This window comes from Clostridium ragsdalei P11, assembly GCF_001675165.1.
Classification (GTDB): domain Bacteria; phylum Bacillota; class Clostridia; order Clostridiales; family Clostridiaceae; genus Clostridium_B; species Clostridium_B ragsdalei.
On record NZ_LROS01000011.1, the window covers coordinates 212820 to 236345 of the forward strand.

26 protein-coding genes are annotated in these 23526 nt (G+C 30.0%); 3 read left to right on the forward strand and 23 right to left on the reverse strand.

The features are described from left to right. Positions 1 to 9 precede the first annotated feature (9 nt). From CLRAG_RS05930 to CLRAG_RS05955, 6 genes are all read right to left on the reverse strand, one after another. Complete coding sequence (locus CLRAG_RS05930) at positions 10 to 591, reverse strand: electron transport complex protein RnfA (protein WP_065077545.1); 582 nt, start codon at positions 589 to 591, stop codon at positions 10 to 12. Continuing rightward, a complete protein-coding gene (rsxE, locus tag CLRAG_RS05935) occupies positions 591 to 1232 on the reverse strand; it encodes an electron transport complex subunit RsxE (protein WP_065077546.1) in 642 nt (213 codons plus the stop codon). The genes CLRAG_RS05930 and rsxE overlap by 1 nt, the downstream gene beginning before the upstream one ends. 2 nt (positions 1233 to 1234) lie before the next feature. Next, a complete protein-coding gene (locus tag CLRAG_RS05940; protein ID WP_065077547.1) occupies positions 1235 to 1792 on the reverse strand; it encodes an RnfABCDGE type electron transport complex subunit G in 558 nt (185 codons plus the stop codon). Between the two features lie 6 nt (positions 1793 to 1798). Next, positions 1799 to 2794: an RnfABCDGE type electron transport complex subunit D gene (locus CLRAG_RS05945; RefSeq protein WP_065077548.1), complete on the reverse strand. Its 996-nt coding sequence runs from the start codon at positions 2792 to 2794 to the stop codon at positions 1799 to 1801. An 18-nt stretch (positions 2795 to 2812) separates the two neighbouring features. Then, positions 2813 to 4186 (reverse strand): electron transport complex subunit RsxC, encoded by a 1374-nt coding sequence (gene rsxC, locus CLRAG_RS05950; protein WP_065077549.1) that lies wholly within the window; start codon positions 4184 to 4186, stop codon positions 2813 to 2815. 214 nt (positions 4187 to 4400) lie between these two features. Next, on the reverse strand, positions 4401 to 4817 hold the full coding sequence (locus tag CLRAG_RS05955; protein WP_065077550.1) for a SoxR reducing system RseC family protein: 417 nt from the start codon (positions 4815 to 4817) through the stop codon (positions 4401 to 4403). A 591-nt stretch (positions 4818 to 5408) separates the two neighbouring features. Here CLRAG_RS05955 and CLRAG_RS05960 point away from each other — a divergent pair. Then, the gene (locus tag CLRAG_RS05960; protein ID WP_065077551.1) at positions 5409 to 5888 is read left to right on the forward strand and encodes a hypothetical protein; all 480 of its coding nucleotides are present in this window, start codon (positions 5409 to 5411) and stop codon (positions 5886 to 5888) included. Positions 5889 to 6441: 553 nt separating this feature from the next. On the opposite strand, the gene CLRAG_RS05965 is transcribed toward CLRAG_RS05960, so the two are convergent. Further along, positions 6442 to 7545 carry a D-alanyl-D-alanine carboxypeptidase family protein gene (locus CLRAG_RS05965; RefSeq protein ID WP_065077552.1) on the reverse strand — a complete coding sequence of 368 codons (1104 nt, stop codon included), beginning with the start codon at positions 7543 to 7545 and terminating at the stop codon, positions 6442 to 6444. Positions 7546 to 7703: 158 nt separating this feature from the next. On the opposite strand from CLRAG_RS05965, the gene CLRAG_RS05970 reads away from it, so the two are divergent. After that, the gene (locus CLRAG_RS05970) at positions 7704 to 8204 is read left to right on the forward strand and encodes a DUF2953 domain-containing protein (protein WP_083985570.1); all 501 of its coding nucleotides are present in this window, start codon (positions 7704 to 7706) and stop codon (positions 8202 to 8204) included. A gap of 81 nt (positions 8205 to 8285) precedes the next feature. Continuing rightward, the gene (ytfJ, locus tag CLRAG_RS05975; RefSeq protein ID WP_065077553.1) at positions 8286 to 8723 is read left to right on the forward strand and encodes a GerW family sporulation protein; all 438 of its coding nucleotides are present in this window, start codon (positions 8286 to 8288) and stop codon (positions 8721 to 8723) included. A 53-nt stretch (positions 8724 to 8776) separates the two neighbouring features. On the opposite strand, the gene scpB is transcribed toward ytfJ, so the two are convergent. From scpB to dxs, 16 genes are all read right to left on the reverse strand, one after another. Next, complete coding sequence (scpB, locus tag CLRAG_RS05980) at positions 8777 to 9352, reverse strand: SMC-Scp complex subunit ScpB (protein ID WP_065077554.1); 576 nt, start codon at positions 9350 to 9352, stop codon at positions 8777 to 8779. Then, complete coding sequence (locus CLRAG_RS05985; RefSeq protein WP_065077555.1) at positions 9342 to 10097, reverse strand: segregation/condensation protein A; 756 nt, start codon at positions 10095 to 10097, stop codon at positions 9342 to 9344. Before CLRAG_RS05985 ends, scpB begins: the two co-directional genes overlap by 11 nt. After that, the gene (locus tag CLRAG_RS05990; protein WP_065077556.1) at positions 10098 to 11264 is read right to left on the reverse strand and encodes a tRNA nucleotidyltransferase/poly(A) polymerase family protein; all 1167 of its coding nucleotides are present in this window, start codon (positions 11262 to 11264) and stop codon (positions 10098 to 10100) included. A gap of 159 nt (positions 11265 to 11423) precedes the next feature. Then, entirely contained in the window at positions 11424 to 12635 is a 1212-nt protein-coding gene (locus CLRAG_RS05995) for a D-alanyl-D-alanine carboxypeptidase family protein (RefSeq protein WP_065077557.1), read from the reverse strand. A gap of 134 nt (positions 12636 to 12769) precedes the next feature. After that, positions 12770 to 13648, reverse strand: a complete 879-nt coding sequence (locus CLRAG_RS06000; RefSeq protein ID WP_065077558.1) for a site-specific tyrosine recombinase — start codon at positions 13646 to 13648, stop codon at positions 12770 to 12772. 31 nt (positions 13649 to 13679) lie between these two features. Continuing rightward, positions 13680 to 13910 carry an endonuclease III gene (locus CLRAG_RS06005; protein ID WP_065077559.1) on the reverse strand — a complete coding sequence of 77 codons (231 nt, stop codon included), beginning with the start codon at positions 13908 to 13910 and terminating at the stop codon, positions 13680 to 13682. Further along, positions 13907 to 14557 carry a stage II sporulation protein M gene (gene spoIIM, locus CLRAG_RS06010; protein ID WP_065077560.1) on the reverse strand — a complete coding sequence of 217 codons (651 nt, stop codon included), beginning with the start codon at positions 14555 to 14557 and terminating at the stop codon, positions 13907 to 13909. The genes CLRAG_RS06005 and spoIIM overlap by 4 nt, the downstream gene beginning before the upstream one ends. Positions 14558 to 14625: 68 nt before the next feature. Continuing rightward, the gene (locus tag CLRAG_RS06015) at positions 14626 to 15147 is read right to left on the reverse strand and encodes an NUDIX hydrolase (protein ID WP_013237789.1); all 522 of its coding nucleotides are present in this window, start codon (positions 15145 to 15147) and stop codon (positions 14626 to 14628) included. Between the two features lie 109 nt (positions 15148 to 15256). Continuing rightward, the gene (locus tag CLRAG_RS20835) at positions 15257 to 15427 is read right to left on the reverse strand and encodes a hypothetical protein (protein WP_167351554.1); all 171 of its coding nucleotides are present in this window, start codon (positions 15425 to 15427) and stop codon (positions 15257 to 15259) included. 68 nt (positions 15428 to 15495) lie between these two features. Beyond that, the gene (spo0A, locus tag CLRAG_RS06020; RefSeq protein ID WP_065077561.1) at positions 15496 to 16311 is read right to left on the reverse strand and encodes a sporulation transcription factor Spo0A; all 816 of its coding nucleotides are present in this window, start codon (positions 16309 to 16311) and stop codon (positions 15496 to 15498) included. A 217-nt stretch (positions 16312 to 16528) separates the two neighbouring features. Beyond that, on the reverse strand, positions 16529 to 17635 hold the full coding sequence (gene spoIVB, locus CLRAG_RS06025; protein WP_065077562.1) for a SpoIVB peptidase: 1107 nt from the start codon (positions 17633 to 17635) through the stop codon (positions 16529 to 16531). A gap of 172 nt (positions 17636 to 17807) precedes the next feature. After that, entirely contained in the window at positions 17808 to 19505 is a 1698-nt protein-coding gene (gene recN, locus CLRAG_RS06030) for a DNA repair protein RecN (RefSeq protein WP_065077563.1), read from the reverse strand. 11 nt (positions 19506 to 19516) lie between these two features. After that, positions 19517 to 19969 (reverse strand): arginine repressor, encoded by a 453-nt coding sequence (locus tag CLRAG_RS06035; protein ID WP_065077564.1) that lies wholly within the window; start codon positions 19967 to 19969, stop codon positions 19517 to 19519. Next, positions 19956 to 20813, reverse strand: coding sequence for an NAD(+)/NADH kinase (locus CLRAG_RS06040; RefSeq protein WP_065077565.1), 858 nt, complete (start codon positions 20811 to 20813; stop codon positions 19956 to 19958). The genes CLRAG_RS06035 and CLRAG_RS06040 overlap by 14 nt, the downstream gene beginning before the upstream one ends. Next, positions 20810 to 21634, reverse strand: coding sequence for a TlyA family RNA methyltransferase (locus tag CLRAG_RS06045; RefSeq protein WP_065077566.1), 825 nt, complete (start codon positions 21632 to 21634; stop codon positions 20810 to 20812). Before CLRAG_RS06045 ends, CLRAG_RS06040 begins: the two co-directional genes overlap by 4 nt. A gap of 17 nt (positions 21635 to 21651) precedes the next feature. Continuing rightward, positions 21652 to 23526 carry a 1-deoxy-D-xylulose-5-phosphate synthase gene (gene dxs, locus CLRAG_RS06050; RefSeq protein WP_065077567.1) on the reverse strand — a complete coding sequence of 625 codons (1875 nt, stop codon included), beginning with the start codon at positions 23524 to 23526 and terminating at the stop codon, positions 21652 to 21654.

Sequence of the window (23526 nt, forward strand, 5' to 3'; positions counted from 1 at the left end):
AGCTCCTTTCTACATAGAAATCATACCTGAAAAACCAAGGAAAGCTAGGGCTAACATTCCTGCTAAAATAAAAGCTACTCCAAGACCTTCTAAAGGTTTAGGTACATCTGCTAATCTCAATTTTTCTCTAAGGCTTGCCATCAAAATTATAGCCATAGCAAAGCCTAGCCCAGATCCTATCGCATTAACAACACTCTGTAAAAAATTAAAGTTAGAATCAGCATTTAATATAGGTACAGCAAGTACTATACAGTTTGTAGCTATTAAAAGAAGGTATATTCCCCACATATTATATAGGGCTGGTGCCTGCTTTTTAATAATAGTCTCCAAAAGCTGTACAAAACTAGCAATAAGAAGTACAAAAACTACTGTCTTCAAGAAAGTTAAATTAAATGGTATAAGTACAAAATGATATACTACCCAGGCCAATATTGAACTCATAGTAATAACAGAAGTAACAGCCATACCCATACCTACAGAAGCATTTAAATTCTTAGAAACACCAAAGAATATACAAAGTCCCAAAAACCTTGTTAAAACATAGTTATTTACAACTACTGCACTTATAAAAAGAGTAAGGTAAGATGCCATTATGCTTCACCTCCATTTGCTTGTTCTAATTTTTGCATTTTAATTTTCTCCATATGTTGGTTATAAACTTTTACTATAGCAACTAAATATCCTATAAGTATGAATCCTCCAGGTGGAAGTATCATAATCAAAGCTGGATTATATGAAGCCCCAAATACATTAAAACCAAATATAGCTCCAGATCCAAATAATTCACGTATCATTCCTATTATAGTAAGTGCCAAAGTAAATCCACATCCCATTCCAAGTCCATCAAAGAAAGAAGGAACTACAGGATTTTTAGATGCAAATGTCTCTGCACGGGCAAGTATTATAGCAAATACAACTACCAATGCTAAATAAATTCCCAATTGCTTATATAATAGAGGTGCATAAGCCTGCATAACAAGTTCCACTACTGTAACTATAGTTGCTATACAAGTGATATATACAGGTACACGTACCTTAGGATTTACAAAATTCTTAATTATAGAAACCACAGTATTATTACAAGTTATAACAAATAGCACGCAGAGCCCCATGGTAAATCCATTTACAGCTGTACTTGTAGTTGCCAGTGCTGGACACAAACTAAGTGCAAGTACGAATATGGGGTTTTCTGCAATCAATCCTTTTTTAAATATATTCCACAAATTCTTCATAATTACTTACCTCCCGTAAACGTAGTAACTTGCCCAACAGCTTCTTTAACTCCTTTAGTTACAGCTTTTGACGTAATTGTAGCTCCTGTCATAGCTTGAATGTTTTTAGTGTTAGACTTATCTTTTACAACTGTTAAGGCATCCGCCTTTTTATCCTTAAACTGTCCCCTAAAAGAATCCTTTGAAGCATTTGCTCCAAGTCCTGGAGTTTCATTATGAGATACAATGCTGAAATCTATTACTTTTCCATCTGGAGTAACAGCTACCAATAGCTCTATAGCTCCACCGTAACCTTTACTCTCTGCAGGTACAACATATGCAATTGTCTTGTTTCCTTTTTGAGCTGCATACCAATCCTTTTTACCATTTACTTTATTAAATTTATCAGCATCATTGACTAAAACTTTCATGGTATCATTTTGTATTTGAACTTGTTTTTGTGCTGCCACTGGTGATGTTACATAATAAACCGCAGCTATTATAATTCCAGATATAAAACACGTAATGGTTAAGTTCTTAGTAATTGCAAAAATACTATTTTGATCTTTATCTTTAGCCATTAAAGCTTACCTCCTTGTCCCAAATTTAACTGGCTGTGTAAACTTATCTATTAGAGGAGTAACTGCATTCATAAGTAATATTGAATAACATACGCCTTCTGGATAACCACCTTTTAATCTTATAAGTGATGTAAGCGCACCTGCACCTAATGCAAAAATAACCTGTCCTTTAATAGTCATAGGAATTGTTACCATATCAGTAGCCATAAAGAAAGCTCCAATTACAAGTCCGCCTGCCATCATATGAAATACAGGATCTCCTGTAAAAAGTCCCGTAGTTCCTCCAAAAGCCCAGGTAAGTATTCCTACAGTACCGATCATTACTACTGGAATCTGCCAGTTAATATATTTTTTATATATTAGATAAAGTCCACCTAAAACAAGTAATATTGTAGAAGTTTCTCCTATACTTCCATTTCTAGTACCTAAGAACATTGCCTTGTAAAGTGCACCTTGACCTCCAAAAGTCTCAAGTAATTTTGAATAACCTTGAAGCTTTAAAATTCCAAGAGGAGTTGCTGTGGTTACAGCATCTACACCACTGGCACTTAATTTTGACCATGTTGTCATTGCTACAGGCCAGGAAACCATTAGTGCAGCCCTTCCAATATGAGCTGGATTAAATATGTTCTGACCAAGTCCTCCCATAGAATGTTTAGCTATTGCTATTGCTATAAAAGATCCTATAGCTACCATATAAGGTGGAATATCAGGAGGTAAACACATAGAAAGTAAAAGTCCTGTTAAAAAAGCACTTCCATCTGTAATAGTTATAGGTTTATTTCTAACTTTTTCTACAAGGTACTCTGTAACTACAGCAGCTATAATTCCTGTTATAATTACTTCTAAAGCATGAATTCCAAAATTAAATACGCCAAAAATCGCAGCTGGAGTTAGTGCTAAACAGACACTCCACATTATCTTAGAAACAGATTCATCACAACGAACATGAGGTGATGACGAAATAGTAAAAATATTTTTCTTTATCTGTGCTTCCGCCATTTTATTATCACTCCTTTATTATTTTAAGACCTCTTCTTTTTCTTTCTTTTCTTTAGCCTTTTCTGCTTTAGCCTTTTCCCTTGCCCCTGCAGCTCTATTTTCTGATTTTAAATATCTAATATACTGTACAATTCTTCGTTTAGCAGGACATGTATATACACAGCTGCCGCATTCTACGCAGTCCAAAAGATTATATTCTTCCTTAGCTTCTTGATATAAATCTTTTTGTCCAAGAATACTTAACATACTTGGATTCAAGTGCATAGGACAGGCTTTTAGACATCTGCCACATCTAATGCAAGAAGATTCTTTTCCATCATTTACATCATTTTTAGTTAAACCAAGTATTCCTGATGAACCCTTCATTATTGGAATATCCAAATTTGATTGGGCAAATCCCATCATAGGTCCACCTGAAATTATTTTAACTGGTTCTTCCTTAAATCCTCCACAAAAATCAATGGCATCTTTAAATGTAGTTCCAATTCTAACTAATATATTTTTAGGCTCTTTAATAGCACCTCCACTTATAGTTGTAACTCTCTGTATAAGTGGAATTCCTCTCTCCACTGCATCGCTTATTGCTATGCATGTACCTACATTTTGAACAACCGCACCTACATCTGCAGGCAATCCACCTGATGGAACTTCTCTACCTGTCAAAACATTTATAAGCATTTTTTCAGCACCCTGAGGATACTTAGTAGGAAGGCCTACTACTTGTACTTTTGTACCTTCAAAAGCTTTTTTCATAGCTTCTATGGCATCTGGTTTATTATCTTCAATACCTACAAATGCTTTTTCCACATTGAGGATTTTCATAATTATTTGAACTCCAGCAACTACCTTATCTGATTTTTCCAACATGGACCTATAATCTGCAGTTAAATAAGGTTCACACTCAGCACCATTCAAAATAAAAACATCTACTTTTTTATCTGGTGGTGGTGCAAGTTTAACATGAACAGGAAAAGTTGCGCCTCCCATTCCTACAATGCCTGCTTCTCTTATTATTCCAAGCATTTCTTTTGCACTTAGCTCTTTCCAATTACGTGAAGTTGGTATTCCTTCTACCCACTCATCTTTTCCATCTTTTTCAATAACTATAGCTTGACACTTTCCAAAACCAGGATGTGGGTAATCTCCTATATCTACAACCTTTCCAGAAGTAGATGCATATATATTGGCTGAAACAAAAGCATCACTCTTCGCAATAAGTTGTCCCTTTTTTACCTCATCTCCTTTTTGTACTACAGGAGATGTAGGAGCACCTATATGCTGTCTAACGGGAATAAACACCTTGTCTGGTATAGGTGCTATTTCTATAGGTTTATTAGCTGTGTACTTTTTGCTATCATCCGGGTGTACTCCACCTCGAAAACTTTTTAACACTCTTAAACACCTCTTTCAATAATTTTTACAGCATGTATATAAACGAAACTGCAAAATAAATATAAACATAATTTTTATAACAGATTATAGAATTTTCCATAATCCGTTATAAAATTATATACTATAGGAAATAATATATAATGACAATTTATCTATTAAATGTCAGTTAACTTTAAAAGATACTCTTATTAATTAAAGTTTGTACACAAATTACTTAATACAATATCTTTGTGATTACTGGTTTTGCATTTTCATTTTTGCTTGTAGATCTATCAAATATTTTTACATATATCAATGATAAAATAAAAAATACTACTCCCCCACCTATTTGAAACTCTCTTAAAGAATGACCTAATTTTCCACCTATCCATGTTCCTATTAATGCACCTATAAAGATTCCAATAAGCGGTAGTATATATACAATAAAGGCAGCCCATAACATATTTGCATCCTTTATTTCAAAAATAACATGTTGACCAGGTTTTGCTCCAACCGGATTTTTTGCATCTACAACTATAGCATTATCACCAGGACAAGCACCACAGCTTTTACAATCTCCGTGTCTACTAGCTCTTACTTTTGCAATACTTTCACTTATTTCAATTACAATACCCTCCGATTCTCTTTTCATATAATACATCTCCCTATTTATTTGTTAGCGTTTTCACGGGGTGTAAATCTAAATTATTATATTTTATATTATACCACAAATTTATATTTTTTTCTTCTGTATTATAAATTTTTTTATCTGTATCGATATTGAACAGTATTACCTTCAATGCAACTATTATGTGTTATAATTTTTTTCTAATCTTGTATACATATTTTTTATCTAAATAAATGCACTAAAATATCCTAACTATCTCTATCTTACTTTTAATTATACATGTGAAAAATTTAATTAAAATAATATAATAAAAATTATTGATATAAAAAATTAACAATTTTTGTTATATTTATGTTTGATTTTTTACTTTATACTTAAAACAAAGTACTTTTTCTAATATAATATTGAATATATGTAATAATTATACATAATTATTACATATCAATTTTGCTTACTTAATGTATGCTAAAAGAATAACTATTACGCTAACTATTGATTTCAAGCAGTTTTATGCAAATTACCTTTTTCAAAATTGCATAAAAACTTGTTTATTTACATATCAAAATATGATTTAATAAATATATTAGGTTTTAAAATTAGGAGATGATAATAGATATGAGCATTTCTGAGAAAACTTTTTTAGAAAATGTATGTAAATATTGCATTAATAAATATACTATTTCAAATAATGGTCCTTTAATAGCTTCCCTTATATGTCAAATTTGCAAACATGAAGATATGGATGTTCCTGCTATGCAAGGCATATTGCGTATCTACATAAATGAACACTACAGTAGAAGTTTTGCCCATTGTTTTAATATATACCGAGGTATTATTGTCGATGCTTCACTATATCAATATGCACTTGTAAACAAGCCTATAGAAAATCTTTTTCCGATTTATATAGTAGATACTACTCCACCTCATATAGAATATACTATATATAATGAAATTAAAAAAGATTTCCAAATTAAATTTAGTGATAAGTTTCTAGAAAATGCTTTAAAAAGTATAAAAGAAAACGATCCGTATTCTACAAAAAGATTCACTTTACTAGAAGACTCAAAAAAAGAAGAACTTTTTTTCTGTCGTTAAATGGAAGTAATTAGTTCACAATTAAAGAAGATTTTCTACTGTCACAGAAAATCTAAAGAAACTTAGATTAAATGAAATTTGGTGGTGTTTCAATAGCAATTTTTAGATTGCTTTGAACAGTCCCTTAGTTGAACGTACCCAGGGATATAGCCTCTCCTTATCACACCTTGAAATTTTAACTTATATATAAAATATACTAACAAAATGGAAATCACACTTAAAAACTTTTTTTATAAGTCTTAGCGAAGTATTTTAGAAAATCTTAGGAGCTTATATATGTCTGAGGTACGAGTTTATCCGATGACTATCTGCTCTAATATTCCCACTTATCCAAGTGGGAATAAAGAGCAGATACGTCCCTGGATAACGATTTCTAAGCATCAGGTGGAGTCAAAACTCCATCTGATGCCAAGAACTCTGTTTATATAAGCTTCTTTAGATTTTCTAAATACTGAACTTTAGACTTATAAAAAGTTTTTAGTGTGATGATTTTTGTTAGTATATGGCTGGTATAAGTAAACTTTCTACTTAGAAAATCTATAGAATTTCTAAGTTAAAAGGTCCATTTCATAAATTTTTTCACTTTTATGCTATTGGAAGCTCTAAGGGACGTACTATATATCTTTTTATCCCCTTCATATATACAAAGCATTCCTATTCTATCACCCTCGTTAATTGAATATTTTATTCTTTGAGGTTTTATAATTTTAACACTGCACTTGAATCCATTTTTTATAGGCACTATAACATCATCTTCACACTCTAACTTTAAATCTTTTTTATTTACTCTTAGCTCTAGAACTTTATCTCCTTTAGAAAATAACTTGTTAAACTTAAAATTTTTATCAACATATTTATATATTTTTTCCGTTTCTTCCCATCTTCTAGGACAATTCAAAACTACTATTATAACATCGTTTCCTTGAACTTTTGTAGATGTAACTAAACATTTTCCTGCCTTACCAGTATAACCTGTCTTAACTCCATTTGCATCTGGAATTTTCCAAAGAATTTTATTGATATTGTGATAACTTCTTGTAAATCCATTTTGGGATCCATCCACATCTTTTGAACTAACAATTTCATTAAACAATGCATTGTTTTTAGCTATAGATGTAAGTACTGCAAGATCATAAGCTGTGGAATAATGCTCTTCTTTGTCTAGTCCATGAGGCGTCTTAAAGTGGGTATTTATTACTCCTATTTCGCTAGCATACTCATTCATAAGTTTTACAAACTCTTCTACACTTCCACTTACACCTTCTGAAATAGCTATAGCCGCATCATTTCCTGACCTCAACATAAGTCCATATAGAAGTTCCTTTAAAGTTATATTTTCTCCTTTTTTATAACCTACCACAGATCCCCTTATCCCTGACGATCTAGATGATATTTGTACTTTTTTATCTAATTTTCCATATTTCATTGCAACTAGTACTGTCATTATCTTAGTTGTACTTGCCATCGGTACTAATTCAGAAGCATTTTTTTGATACATAACTACTTTCGATCTACTATCCATAGCTATGGCACAGCGTGCATTTATATTAGGTTCTCGAAAAGATGAATTTTTATCATCTGCAAACGCAGTATAGCTGCAAATATTAAAAGTTATAAATATTATTACTATATATGATAAACTCTTTTTTAATTTCATAATTTCTATAGTTTATCTCCTTCCTCTCAATAGATTATTAAGTATTTTTCCCCAAAGCAAATATATTACTAGTAAAACTCATTCTAAATTAGTATATAATTCACTATTAAGGTAATAATTATTAATAATAAAACCTTTTAAATGGGGGGATTTAAATATTGATTAAATTACTTATTTTATTTATCTTAATATTATTTGTTTTGGTATTTATTCCTATACCTCTTAAAATAAAAATGAACTATAGCAATAAAACCTTCTCACTAAAAATCTATAATTTAAATGTTATAGATAAAATTAATTTAAAACATAACAAACCCCCTCTTGAAGGAAAGAAAAAGTCCTCATCCCTCATAAATAATTTCAAAGTAAATTTGAAGTCCCTTAAAAAATTAAAATTTAAACCCCATATAAAAATTAAGGTAAAACTCATTTATGGGTTAGATGATGCAGCCTATACTGCCATAACTTATGGGCTTATACCAACATTAATCACTTTTATATTTGCTCTAATTAAAAACATTTTTGTAGTGAAGAAAAAAGAAATTAAAATAAAACCTGTTTTTAACTGTTTTTATTTTAATTTAGAAATATCAAGTATAATTTACATTAGTTTAGCTAAAGTTATTTATATGTATATAAAACTATTTAAGCACAGCTAAAAGTGTAAAAAAACTATAATCTATGCATATTTTTGAGTTAAGAATTAATAACTAAGAACGAATAGTAAAGGAGGAATTTTTATGGATAATCATCCTATAGAAAATTTATTAAAAAGCACTATGGAAAATTTAAAAGATATGATAGATGTAAATACCATAGTAGGCGATGCTGTAGAGTCAAAAGACGGTTCTCTTATAATACCAATTTCAAGGGTATCCTTTGGGTTTGCATCTGGAGGAAGCGAATTCGACGTAAGCCATGAAGAATCACCTAATCCAGAATATCCTTTTGGTGGTGGCTCAGGAGCTGGAGTTACGGTAAAACCTGTGGCTTTTTTAGTCACAAAAGGTGACTCTATAAGACTTTTATCTTTAGACCAAAATAATACCTATGATAAAATAGTAGATTCAATTCCACAAGTAATGGATGTAATAAGGGGAATGATGAATTCTAAATCTTCAAAATCCAAGCATAACTCTGATAAGAAGAAGGAAGAAGAAAAAAGTGAAGAGGAATAGTCATTTCTTCTTCACTTACCATAATACACTATAATTTTTTGAATACACCTAAATTAATCAAGATGAAATTCCTCAATACTCGGAATTTCATTTATATTTTCAAGCCCAAAATATTTCAAGAACTCTTCCGTAGTACCATATAGTATAGGCCTCCCAGGTACACTCAATCTTCCATTTTCTTTTATCAGTTTTCTTTCAACCAAAGTTGATATTGCCCTATCACTTTTTACTCCCCTTATTTCATCTATATCTATTCTAGTTATAGGCTGTTTATAAGCAATAATAGCTAAAGTTTCCAGGGATGCTTGAGATAGGGATTGTCTTGAGTTATTCCCAAGTAATTCTTCAACATAATAACTATTTTCCGTTTTAGTAACTAAACTGTACTTATCTTCACTGTTTAAAATTTTTATTCCTCTAGATTTCTGTCTGTACTTAACTGTCATATCCTTAAGTAAATCCTTTGTACCTTTACTACTGAGTTTCATTATTGAAGCAATTTGCTTAAGAGTAAGAGGTTCACCAGATACAAACAATAATGATTCTATTATAGAAAAATATTCATCTTTTGTTAAGTCCTTTTCTTGAGTAATTTCGCTGCTAGTACTTTCCTCATTATTATTTCTCATTTTCAATTATCCTTTCCACATAGATTTCATCAAAATTTTCATACTGTATTACGGATACTACTTTAAGTTTTATAAGTTCTAAAAGTGCAATAAAGGTTACGACCTTCTCTATTTTAAAAGAACATTTTTTTAAAACAACAGAAAACCTAATTTGAGGCTTAGTTTGAATAATTTCTCGTATATATAACATCTTATCCTGTAATTTAAACTTATCTAAGGATATTTCCCTGCCCATGACATTTCCGTTGTTAAGTTTATTTACATAGCTATCCATAAGATGACTGTAAACCCGATACAAATCTAACATAGTAATTCCCTTTAAAAATTGTTCCGGACTTGTACTCATATTAACTTGTTCAATTATCTCTGGTTTTTTTCCAAACATTTTTTCTAAGCCTATCTCTCTCTTTTTCAAAAATTCAGCTACTGCTTTAAATTTTTTATATTGAAGAAGCTTGTCTACTAATTCTTTTCTAGGATCTTTTTCATCCTCATTATCATCTTCATTTAACTGAGTTTTAGGTAAAAGCATTTTTGATTTTATTTCTATAAGTGATGCTGCTATAACTATAAATTCAGAGGCCACATCTAAGTCCATGTCTCTCATATTATTTACGTACTGAAGATATTGTTCCGTAATCTCATATATTTTTATATCATATATGTTCATTTTATTTTTTTTTATAAGGTGAAGAAGCAGATCAAAAGGACCCTCAAAATTTTCTATTTTTATATTTAAAGACATCTAAATAATCTCTCCTAAATTTTTTACTAAATATTTTTTTCCATACTTTATCATAGAATTTAATTCAATCTTTGTCATGTAATTTAAAACTTCTCCTATAGCTTTTCCATTTTGTATTCCAATAGAACTTATGAATTTTCCATTTAAAGACGATTTATAATGATACATATTATGACCATAATTATAAATCTTATACTTAAGTTTGTCATTCCATTTTAAAAGTATAAGTCCATAATCATTTATGTTCTTTAATATTTTATACAATTCATAATTATCCATAGCATTTAGAACTGCGCCGGTTATTTTTTGATAATTTTCTGTAAAATTTTTTATTGAAATTTTTAACTTACTATCTAAAACCGAATTTTCACCTAATATATGAGCACACTTTTTGTCTTCAAGCGCATAAAATAATCTTAAAATTCTTTTATTTATATTATTGTAATTTTCGTTTGCTATTTCTAATTTTTCTCTATTAACATTAAAAATCTTCAAATTACCGCACATTAAAATACTTTTTATCCACATTTTTTCCTCACATAAGAGGTATATTTCCTTCACTATTCTATCATTGCTTATCAAATTAAACACGCCTTCATTCACACAATTAATTATTTCATCCTTATCTTTTAAATCAAAACCATATCTTACTGCATACTTTACTGCTCTGAATATTCTAGTAGGATCTTCTCTATAACTATTTAAATGTATCTTTTGTAGGCTTTTATTTTTTATATCTTCCAATCCACCATAAATATCTATTAAACTTCCTGTTACTATATCATAAGCCAATGCATTAGCCGTAAAGTCTCTTCTTTGCAAGTCATCGTATATGTCCGACGGATCAATTATAGGAAGTTCACCATCTCTAGCATAGTATTCTTTTCTACACCTTATTAAGTCTATATTTACCTCATTTTGAAATAACAAAGAAGCTGTTTGGAATTTATCATAATACTGAAAGCATTTAATTCCATTCAATTTACCTATAATAAAATTAGGATTTTTGTCTATACATATATCAATATCTTTTACTTTATTTTCAAGGAACGCATCTCTAACGGCCCCTCCTACTATATAAGCCTTTATACCATTACTTTTACATATAGCTTTTATTAAATTTATAATTTGTATTTGCTCTATAGTAAACGCCTTTAAAATATTCATGTTTTTCTTTCCTTTCCTGCGCTTTAGGCATCTTTGGCTTGTTATTTTCCTTCAAATGCCTTAAACAAATCAACAGGAAATTCAACGAGTTTTAAAAATCCAATAACCCTAATCGAATTTCCTGTTTTCATTATACATTATATATTAAAAATATATAAACTATTGCCCTTTCTGTAAAATATTTTTTAAACTATCTTTAAAGTTTCCAAATATACCCAACTTTTTTACATCCCTGTCGCTATATAAATTAACTTTCCCTAAAGCCTCTCCATTTACATATACGTCACAATACCCAACTTTTTCACCTTTTTTGTATTGCTTTTTATTTTTATCTATTACACACTTATAAGTAATTTTACTTTCTTTTCCCTTTTCAACTACCACCTTTAAATCTTCTGAAGCTTTGGCAATAAAAAATCTATCTCCTGCTTTATTTAGAGGAATCTTTTCTACATTAGCTCCCTTTTTTAAAATATTCTTTGCAAAGTACTTGGAAAATCCATAATTCATCATCATAGATGCATCTTTATTCCTCACCTTATATGTAGGAGAGCCCATTATTACAGCCAACATTCTTGCACCATCTCTAGTTGCAGTTGCAGATATACAGTACTTAGCAGAACTGGTAAACCCAGTTTTTAATCCATCACATCCTTTAAAAAACCTTACTAATTTATTATGGTTTACTAACTCTATAGGACTTTTTCTGCCTTCTGATATTGTCTCCATATATGTTCCAGTATATTTCAGTATCCTTGTATGCTTAAGTAACTCTCTAGACATTAATGCTATATCATAGGCTGTAGTTAAATGTCCATCTTCACTAAGTCCTGTGCAATTTTTAAAACTTGTATCTTTCATTCCAAGTTCTGCTGCTCTTTTATTCATAAGCTGTACAAATTGATCTTCACTTCCTCCTAAATATTCTGCCATAGCAACTGCTGCATCGTTGCCTGAAGCTATTCCTATTCCCTTTATTAAATCTTCCACACTTCTAACTTCTCCAGTATCTAATAACATCGAGCTTCCACCCATCTTTTTTGCATTTTCACTTACGGTTACCTTATCGGACAATGATATTCTTCCTGAGTCCACTGCCTCCATAGTTAGAAGCATAGTCATTATTTTCGTAACTGAAGCAGGTTCTAATTTTTCATGAGAACCTTTCTCAAAAATTACTTTTCCACTTGCAGGTTCCATAAGCAATGCCGACCTAGCATTTATATTTAAACCTGATTCTGTACTATTCATCTCTTTTTTATGAGATTCACTTAAAGGTTCTGCATTAACAACTGGTAACCACACTACTGTAATAAAAAATAAAATTAATATATTGCTTACTATTCTAAAAGCTCCTTGCTTTTTCCTCATTTTATTTCTCTCCTCCTTTGAGATGTATTCTTTCCTTAAGTCAAGAAAATTATCACATAAAAATAAAGGATTTGATGTTAAAATTGGCTTTAACATCAAATCCTTTGTTCTCTTCATTAACTTTTAAATATTTCCTATGCTCTAGGATGATACTTTTTATATACTTGTGCAATTTTGTTTCTTTTTATCACTGCAGAGTATATCTGAGTAGCAGATAATTCTTTATGTCCTAAAAGTTCCTGTACAGATTTAATATCCGCTCCATTTTGAAGTAAATGTACTGCAAAAGAATGCCTCAGCGTAAAAGCATTTATATTTTTATCTATATTTGCCTCTTTTGCATAATACTTTACTATTTTCCAAAACCCCTGGCGACTCATTTGCACTCCCCTTAAATTGAGAAATAAAACATCCAAATTATATATATTTAATTTAGGCCTTATATTTAAATAATTTTTCAAATATTTCACAGCCACAGAACCTATAGGCACTATCCGTTCCTCTTCTTTTAAGCTTCTACACCTTACATAAGAAAGTTTTAAATCTATATCATAGATAGTTAAGCTTAAAAGCTCCATTACCTTCATTCCTGCAGCATACATAACCTCTAGCATAGCCTTATCTCTTATTCCTTTATTAGTATCTAAATTCGGTGATCCCAGAAGCTTGTCTACTTCTTCTATAGTTAATATCTTAGGAACTTTATGTTCAACTTTTGGAATTTGATAATACAAAACAGGATTTTCATTTAGAACACCTTTTAGCATCAAATACTTATAAAAGTTTCTTAAAGATACTATATTTCTTACTATTGAGGAGATAGCTCTCCCTTCTTTTTGAAGATACTGTACATATGCCATTATAGATACAACTTCTACATTTTCTACATTTTCTTCCCTATCTTTTATAAAATTATAAAACCTGGTTATGTCCCTCACATAGGCATCCATTGTATTTTTACTCATGTGTTTCTTTTCTAAGGTTTCTTCATAACCTAATAAAAGTCCATCCAAAATTACCACCTACTCTTCGAGAGTTATAATTTTAAAACTTAAGAAATTCGTTAAAAACAATAGTGTAATTATATATTATGTTCATATTTTTAGTAAATATGCTATAGACAAATATACTATTGTCATAAGAATGAGGCTTAACAACAAAGTTATATATAACAAAGTCTATACATCTAGGTAGAAATACGCCAAAAAATACAAGTATAAAAAAGCATTTTAATGTTACTATAATAAATTCTGACTTTTTCTCATCTAATATCATACTATCATCATCCCAAAACTTGCTGCAATAAGTTTAATCATATTTGGGGTTAAATATGCTTCCATAAAAAAGCCTATAAACATGACAGTAGTTACCAGTAAAAAACAAACAGAGTAGGATGTAAATCTAACCAAAACATTGGATTTCCATTTAAGTCCAGATCTATCTTTAAATATCATAAGCGAAAATTCCATAGCAAGCACTGATGAAAATATTATACAGGGTATATATATTATATTTTGTGGAAGTATACCTAAAAGTGAAATCCACATACCCTTTATTCCCATTCCACTTATTATAAAGCTCATAGCAAATCCAATGGTAAATCCCTTTATTATATCTATTATAAGTATTACTGGTATTCCTATCATTGTAAGGCCCAAAAACCAAACAGCTAAAATTATTGGAATATTATTTTTTAATGTTTCTAAAAAAATAGATTTATAATTTACACTTCCTGATCCTATTGTAGTCGTAAAATTTTTAAGGTAGCTCAAAAGATCACTTTTCTCAAATCCGCCCATGTATCTAACGCTATATATACCTAGTACTATCCCTGTAAATACACATAATATACTTATAACATATAACCAAAAATTATTTTTAATGTGTCCATTTATTAAACTTGATAGTTTATTTTCCAACATAACTTTATCCCCCTTTTGTTCATCATCTTTTTATAATTTATGATTTACAAAAGAGTTATATGACTATGTTATACCATCATAAACGCACAAATGGTCTTTGCATCTATTATTTCTCCCTTTTTTATCATTTCCTTAATTTTATTCAATTTAACTTCCCGCACATTTATGAATTCATCTTCATCGCAAATATCATTTCTTCCCTTATATAAGTCTTCAGCTTTGAAAATATATATATATTCATCACAAAAACCAGGGCTCGTAACTACCTTCCCCAGATATTCAAATTTTTTGGCCTTATATCCTATCTCCTCTTCCAGTTCTCTTCTTCCGCAGCTTTCCATATCTTCATTTTGCTCAATTTTACCTGCTGGTATTTCAAGAAGCACATGTTCTATAGGTTTTCTAAACTGTTCCACCATAAACAATGTATTACTGTCTTTATATGCCAGTATTGCTACTCCACCACAGTGATTTACTATTTCCCTTTTAGATTCTCTACCATTGGGAAGTTTTACAGTATGGACATTAACATCAATAATTTTTCCTTTGTATATGTTTTCTTGCTTTATAGTTTTTTCAGTAAAATCCATATTTATGCACCTCTTTATTTATTTTGTAAAATTACTACTTAAAACTCTATAAAATTAATTATTTTAATTAATTTTATACTTTACCAATCCCATTGTCAATTAAGAGAAGTTAAAGTTGTTTTTCTATGTTCTTTGCTAATGTTTTATAATATCTTATAATTTGTCTTAGCTCCTCTTCCTTATCTGAATCATTTGACATTTTCTCTCTAAGTTCATTTATTCTACTTTTAATTAAATTTTGTATATTCTTTATATCTTCCAATTCTAACTCTATTTTCATGGGTTATATGCTCCTTTTAAAAAACTTCCATTCTTTAAATTAAAATGAATGGAAGATATTTTAACTTTTTAGCTTACCTTATTTTTTAATCTTAATTTATCAGCAACCATAGCTATAAACTCTGAATTTGTGGGCTTACCCTTATCATTATGTATAGTATAACCAAAAATTTTATTTATAGTTTCCACCTGTCCTCTAGACCAAGCTACTTCTATAGCATGCCTTATAGCCCTTTCTACCCTACTTGCAGTAGTATTATATTTTTTAGCTATAGATGGATATAACTCTTTTGTAACTGCCGATAATAGTTCCATATCGTTTACTACCATGGTTATTGCCTCTCTCAAGTACATATATCCTTTTATATGTGCTGGAACACCTATTTCGTGTATTATATTAGTTATTTCCTGTTCCAAATTAGTAGGATCATCTCTTGAAAATCTTATTTCTTCATTATCCATAATGGATACGGTTTTCTTTACTTCATCTCCACTACTTATAACATTATTAAACATCTGTCTTATTCTCTTTGTAAACACTTCCATATTAAAAGGCTTTACTACATAATAATCTGCACCTAATGTTATAGCTCTTTGAGTTATTTTATCCTGCCCTACTGCAGACAAAACTATTACTCTTGGCATTGGACTCATATTCATATTATTTAATCGCTCTAAAACACCTAGTCCGTCAAGGTGAGGCATTATTATATCCAGTACTACTAAGTCTGGCTTTTTTTCTTCAATTAATTTAAGAGCCTCTATCCCATCCTTTGCAATTCCTGTAACTAATATATCCCTCTGATTTAAAAGATAATCATTGAGAATACTGCAAAATTCAGCATTATCATCTGCAATAATTACACTTATTTTTGATTCCTCCATACTATTTACTCCCCTCTTTTTAGTTATATTGCCATATCTTAACAAATAATAAATTCGACAAAGGAATTTTAATTCCTTCTTTTTATATAAATTACATGAAAATTTTATTACGAAAAAAATTAAAAGATAGCATATTAAATGCTATCTTTAGTATCATATACTATACTATTTTTATTTTACCATATTTTTTATAATTATTTAAAACATTTTGTACTCTTTATTTTGACATTATATTTGCATCTTTGAGCATCCAGTCTACATAAATTCCATATCCTACCTGAGGCTTATTTATAAGCACATGAGTAACAGCCCCCACTAATTTGTTATTTTGTATTATGGGACTTCCGCTCATTCCCTGAACTATTCCACCAGTTTTGGCTAAAAGTCTAGGGTCCGTTACTTTTATAACCATGCTCTTAGGTCCAGGTGAATTTTGTGATAATAGTTTTTCTATTTGTATATCATAATATTCTGGTTTTTCCCCAGATATAGTTGTAAAAATCTTAGCAGGACCTTCCTTAATGTCTTTTTTGGGGCATATTTTTATGCTTTTAGAACTCTTACATTTAAAATTTGTATTTGCCTTTCCAAAAACTCCACATTCTGTATTCCTTGTTATATCTCCTAGTTTCACATCTTCATTTACAAATATACCTTTTAATTCTCCAGGATTTCCCTCAACACCTTTCTTAATTGATATAATAGAGGCACTTACTATTTCTCCTGAATTTATATTTAGCTTTGTGCCTGTATCTATATCTGTTATAGGATGACCTAATGCTGCAAACATACCACTTTTTTCATCATAAAAAGTCAAAGTACCTATTCCTGCGGTAGAGTCTCTTATCCAAAGTCCTATCTTATAATTATTACCTTCTAATGCACTTACTGGCTTTACTGTTTTTTCTATATTTTTTCCATTTCTCTCTACTAATATTTTTATACTTTTTTCCTTTGCTTTATTTATTTCAGCTTGAGTTTGTTCGGCATTTTTTACATAAACATCATTTATTTTAATTATATTATCTCCTACTTGTATTCCTGCTAGTGCAGCAGGGCTTGTAACTTTTCCCTTTGAAGTTTCTATATCTGAAAGAGCTACTACCAATACTCCTTTAGTATTTAGTTTTACCCCAATAGGTTCTCCACCTAAGTATACATTAACATTACTGGCTGCAGCTGTATTAAATGCTGATTTAGCGTGAGAAACTTGAACTAAATTGGATCCTTTTCCATCATCATACAATGCATAATAGGCAGCTAACATCATAAACAGGATAGGAATGAACATCCAGCATAATCTGTTTTTAATTTTTTTACCCATGCTTTTACCTCCTGTGTTACACTGTTTTCTACATTTAAGTTGCCCTTTTAAATATCTTATTATGCTATCATATAGATGCATTTAAAGTTAATGTATTCTTCAAAAATATAAATTTTATTCAAAAAGTTAAAAGTCACCTCCTGACTTTTGGAGATAACTTCTTTAATTTCTACTATTTAATTTTACACTTTTTAGAATCTGCCATCCTAACAAGTTCTTTCGCATGTTCTAAAGTAAGTTTTGTAACTTTTTCCCCTCCTATCATTCTAGCTATTTCACATTCTTTTTCTATTTTTTTCATCTTTTTAACTTTCGTATAGGTTTTATTGTTACTAATATTTTTTGAAACCCAATAATGGATATCAGACATACATGCTATTTGAGGTAGGTGTGTAACACAAAAAACCTGATGTTTTTTAGATATAGCATACATTTTTTCCGCTACACTCTGTGCTATTCTTCCACTTATTCCTGTATCTATTTCATCAAATATAACAGATGGAATATGATCCTTATCTACAAATACAGTTTTTAACGCTAACATTATTCTTGAAAGTTCTCCTCCTGAAACTACATTTTCCAAAGGTTTTAGAGGTTCACCTGGATTAGTAGATATACAAAATTTTACTTTATCCATTCCTTTTGAAGTAAATTTATCTTCAAAGTTAATTTCTATTTTAAATATACTGTGTTCAAGTCCTATGAAATTTAACTCATTTTTTATATTTTTTTCTAAAACATGAGCCGTTTTACATCGCATTTCATGAAGTTTTTTACTTTTAACTTTAAGTAAACTTTCTAATTTTATTTTTTCCGAATCTAAATTTTTTATTATATCAGAGGCATTTTTCATTTCCTCATATTGAGTTTTTATCTTATCTCTATAATTTAATATGTCCTTTATAGTATTACCATATTTTTTTTTTAAACCATTTATCTGATATATTCTATTATTTATATATTCTAATTCATTTTTATCACAATAAACACTGTCTTTCATACTTCTTATTTCATCTATATTACCTTCTATAGCATAATATATATTTTCAAGTGAAGTGCACATATCTCCTATTTGAGGCATAATATCTTTTATGGAATTCAACTGTTTTAAAACTATTCCAAAATTATCATATATAGAATTTTTTTCTTCTTCTCCACTATAAAGGGTTATATAGCATTTGTTTATTACATTGTTTATTTTTTCAGCATTAGATAAAACATTAAATTTTTTATCCAGTTCTGTTTCTTCTGTTTCTTTTAAATCTGCTGAATTTATTTCATTTATCTGGTACTTTAAAAAATCTATTAACTTTTCTCTATCTTCACTTTTACCTGAAAGTTCATATATTTTATCTTTTATATTATTTAAATTCTTATAACTTTTTCTATATTCTTCCATTGTCTCAGAAATAAAATTTTCACCATAATAGTCCAAATAATCTATATGGTTTTGCTCTGAAAGCAAATTTTGATTATCATGTTGGCCATGTATATCAAGCAGTGTACTACTTATATCTCTTAAATCAGACAATAAAATAGATTTACCATTTATCTTTGCTACAGTTCTTCCTGATTGAAAAGATTCTCTGCTTATTATTACTAAATCTTCTTCTGATTTCACATCTTTTTCTTCTAGAATTTCAAAAGTTTTTGGATTTTCTATAGTAAAAACTGCTTCTACAAAAGTTTTATTTTCCCCTGTTCTTATCAAATTCTTATTAAATTTTCCTCCAAGTGCATAGTTTATTGCATCAATCAATATAGATTTACCTGCTCCAGTTTCACCAGAAAATACATTAAAACCTGATTCAAAGGATATAGTCAACTTTTCTATAAGTGCAAAATTTTTTATATTCAATTGAAGCAGCATAAAATAGCCTCCTACTCAGAAATCATTTTTTTCATTTTTTGAGTTATTATATGAGCATTTTCCACGTCTCTAGTCATTACAAATATAGTGTTATCACCAGCTATACTTCCAGCTATTCCAACAAAATTTAAAGAATCTATGGCTTCAGCTGCTGCAGAAGCAGACCCTGAAATTGTTTTTACTATTATGAAATTTTCTATATTTTCCACGCTTGTTACAGTTTGAGAAAATATATTTACAAGTTTATTAGATAAGAAATTTTTCGTATGTGAAATAGTTGCATATTTATATTTTCCACTATCAGATAATACTTTTATAAGTTTTAATTCTTTTATATCCCTTGAAACTGTAGCTTGTGTTACATTCATTCCGCTTTTTTTTAGTCTATCCGCTAATTCTTCCTGAGTTTCAATATCATTTGAATTTATAATTTCAAGTATCTTGGCATGTCTAGTTACCTTCATATACTTCACCTTCTTTTGCCTTAAAATTAATTTTATCTTTTAATGTGTCAAAATAATTATTATCATCAAATTTTATAAATTTCCTTTTATTCTTAGATCTTCTTACTTGTATGGTATTTAGACCATTTACTTCAATCCATTCCTGACCATCTATTGATAAAAATATATTTTTTAAACTTTTTCTAACTGCTATAGTTATACAGCATTTATTGTCCAGCACAATAGTTCTAGATGTTAAAAACTGCGAATACATAGGAGTAAGGCATAATATATCTAAAGATGGATATATTATAGGTCCCCCTGCAGAAAGATTATATCCTGTAGATCCTGTAGACGTAGATACAATAATACCATCACCACTAAATGTATTGTAAAAGTTCTCATTTATATAAACATCATATCTCTGTATTCTTGACTTAATTCCCTTGTATAATACTACATCATTTAATCCATCATATGTCTTTGGTCCATTTCCACTATCATAGATACATTGAATCATATTCCTCTCTTCAATTACATAATTTCCCTTAAATAATTTTTTGAGTGCGTTCTCTATACTGTTTACCTCTACCTGTGCCAAGAAGCCTAAATGCCCTATGTTTACTCCCAGTATAGGTGTATTTGAATCAAGTATATGTTTTGATGTATTTAATATAGTACCGTCCCCTCCTAATACTATAATTACATCTAACTCAGTGCTTTCATCCTTATCTAATCCATCACAATTTTCATATACTTTTACTTTCACACTTTTATCTATACTATGTATTGTTTTTTTTATGAAATTTAACATTTTTTTATCTGGATCTTTTGTTGTATTAACGTTAATTCCTATATTTTTCATAGTTCCTCCCCATTTAGTTCACAATGAGATGAGTTTACTATGTTTATTATATCTTCATCTATGAACGACTCCTTAAAATCACTTTTCTTAGTAAAATAAACCAAATACTCTATATTTCCTTCCGGACCCTTTACAGGAGAATAACTCAATGAAATTATTTTTAAATTATTTTCTCTCAAAAAAGTTATAATTTCATTTATCACATCTATGTGAGTAGATTTTTCCCTTACTACACCTTTTTTTCCTACCCTTTCTCTTCCAGCTTCAAACTGTGGCTTTATAAGTGCCATTATACTGCCATTTTCTTTCAGTAAGTTACTAACTACAGGTACAACTTTTTTTAGAGATATAAAGGAAACATCTATACTTGCAAAATCTGCATATTCACCTATATCCTCAGGCGTTACATACCTTATATTTGTTCTTTCCATACAAACCACTCTGTCATCTATCCTGAGTTTCCACGCAAACTGCCCATATCCCACATCTATTGAAAATACTTTTTTAGCTCCATTTTGAAGCATGCAATCTGTAAACCCACCTGTAGATGCACCTATATCCATGCATACTTTATTATTTAAGTTAATATTAAACTCTTTTACAGCTTTTTGTAATTTCAATCCTCCCCTACTTACAAAAGGAAGTTTTTCTCCTCTAAATTCTATATTGGAACTTTTTTTTATCTTCTGTCCACATTTATCTACTCTCTGTCCATTAATAAATATTTCTCCAGCCATAATACTGGCTTTAGCCCTCTCTCTAGATTGAAAAATGCCCTTTTCTACTAAAAGTACGTCCAATCTTTCCTTTGGTTCTGACATAATAAACTACCTCACTATTAAAATATATGACTTGCCTCTGCTGCTTTAAGTACACTATTTACGATACCTTTAGGATCCAGACCATACAGCTTATACAAAATATCCGATTTTCCATGCTGTACAAACTTATCATCAAACCCTAAGTTTACTATTTTTACTTTTTTATTTAATTTATTTACATATTCTAATATATAGGATCCTAATCCTCCTCTTATTATATTGTCTTCAACAGTAACGATAGTTACCTTTTCTTCAATTAAACTGTTTAACATTTCCTTGTCCAGTGGCTTAATAAAGCATGCACTTATAATCCTCACATCTATACCTTTTTCTTTAAGCTTTTTTCCTGCTAACACTGCATTTTGTACCATTTTCCCTTGAGCAATTATTGCTACACTGCCTTCATTTGAAATACAGTCCCACTTTCCAAGTTTAAAATTTTCTACAGGATTGAGACATACACTATCTCCTCCCCTTGGATACCTTATAGCTACAGGAAAACTCTGGCCTAATGCCCATTTTAACATATATGGAAGTTCATCTATACATTTAGGAGACATAAGCGTCATATGTGGCATTTCCGTTAAATAAGATAAATCAAATATTCCCTGATGTGTCTCCCCATCTTCTCCTACAATTCCAGCTCTATCTATAGCAAAAACTACTGGAAGTTCTTGCATACATACATCATGAATAAGTTGATCGTAAGCTCTTTGAAGAAAAGTAGAGTAAACTGCAAATACAGGTTTTAAATTTGCCTGTGCCATTCCAGCTGCCAGAGTTACAGCATGCTGTTCTGCTATTCCCACATCAAAAAACCTTTCAGGAAACTTTTGAGAAAAACTTTTAAGGCCTGTTCCGTCCCTCATAGCTGCAGTTATAGCCACTATTCTATCGTCTTTTTCTGCTAGCTTTACTATTTCATTTCCAAAGGCCTTGGAATAAGTATTTGAGGAGCCAGCATCAAGTTCACCATTGGCACAATTAAAAGGCCCTATTCCATGAAACTTACCTGGATTTTTTTCTGCAAATTCATATCCTTTTCCTTTCTTAGTTATTATATGTATAATAACTGGACCTTGTATGTCTTTAGCAGAAGCGAGTACATCTGTAAGTTCTTTTATATTATGACCATCTATTGGTCCTAAATACTTAATTCCCATATCTTCAAAAAACATTCCAGGCACTACCATTTGCTTTATTGCATTTTTTACCTTTTCAAGGTATTTTGCCATTCCTGTTCCTATATTCGGTATCTTTTTTAATTTAGCTTCTACATCTGCCTTAAATTTATTGTACTTAGGGTCCACTCTAAGTCTATTTAAATATTTAGATACTCCACCTACATTTTTTCCTATGGACATTTGATTATCATTTAATATTATTATAAGCTTCGTTTTTCTATAACCCACATCATTTAGAGCCTCTAGTGCCATACCTCCAGTGAGCGCTCCATCTCCTATAACTGCAACCACATTATATTTCTCGTGCTTTAAATCTCTAGCCCTAGCCATTCCAAGTGCTGCAGATATTGAAGTACTACTGTGCCCTGTTTCGAAAAAATCATATATACTTTCGCACCTTTTAGGAAATCCACTTAATCCTCCAAATTGTCTTAAAGTATCAAATTTATCCTTTCTTCCCGTGAGGATCTTATGAACATAAGCCTGATGTCCCACATCCCATATAAGTTTATCATAATTTAGATCAAATACACTAAATAAACTCAAAGTGAGCTCCACAACCCCCAAGTTAGACGCCAAATGGCCTCCTGTCTTAGATACTTTGTCTATTAAAAATTTTCTAATTTCTCTAGCTAGCTTTTTTTTCTCATTTAAAGACATCTTCTTTACGTCATTTATATCTTTATAATTATCTAATAAATTACTCAT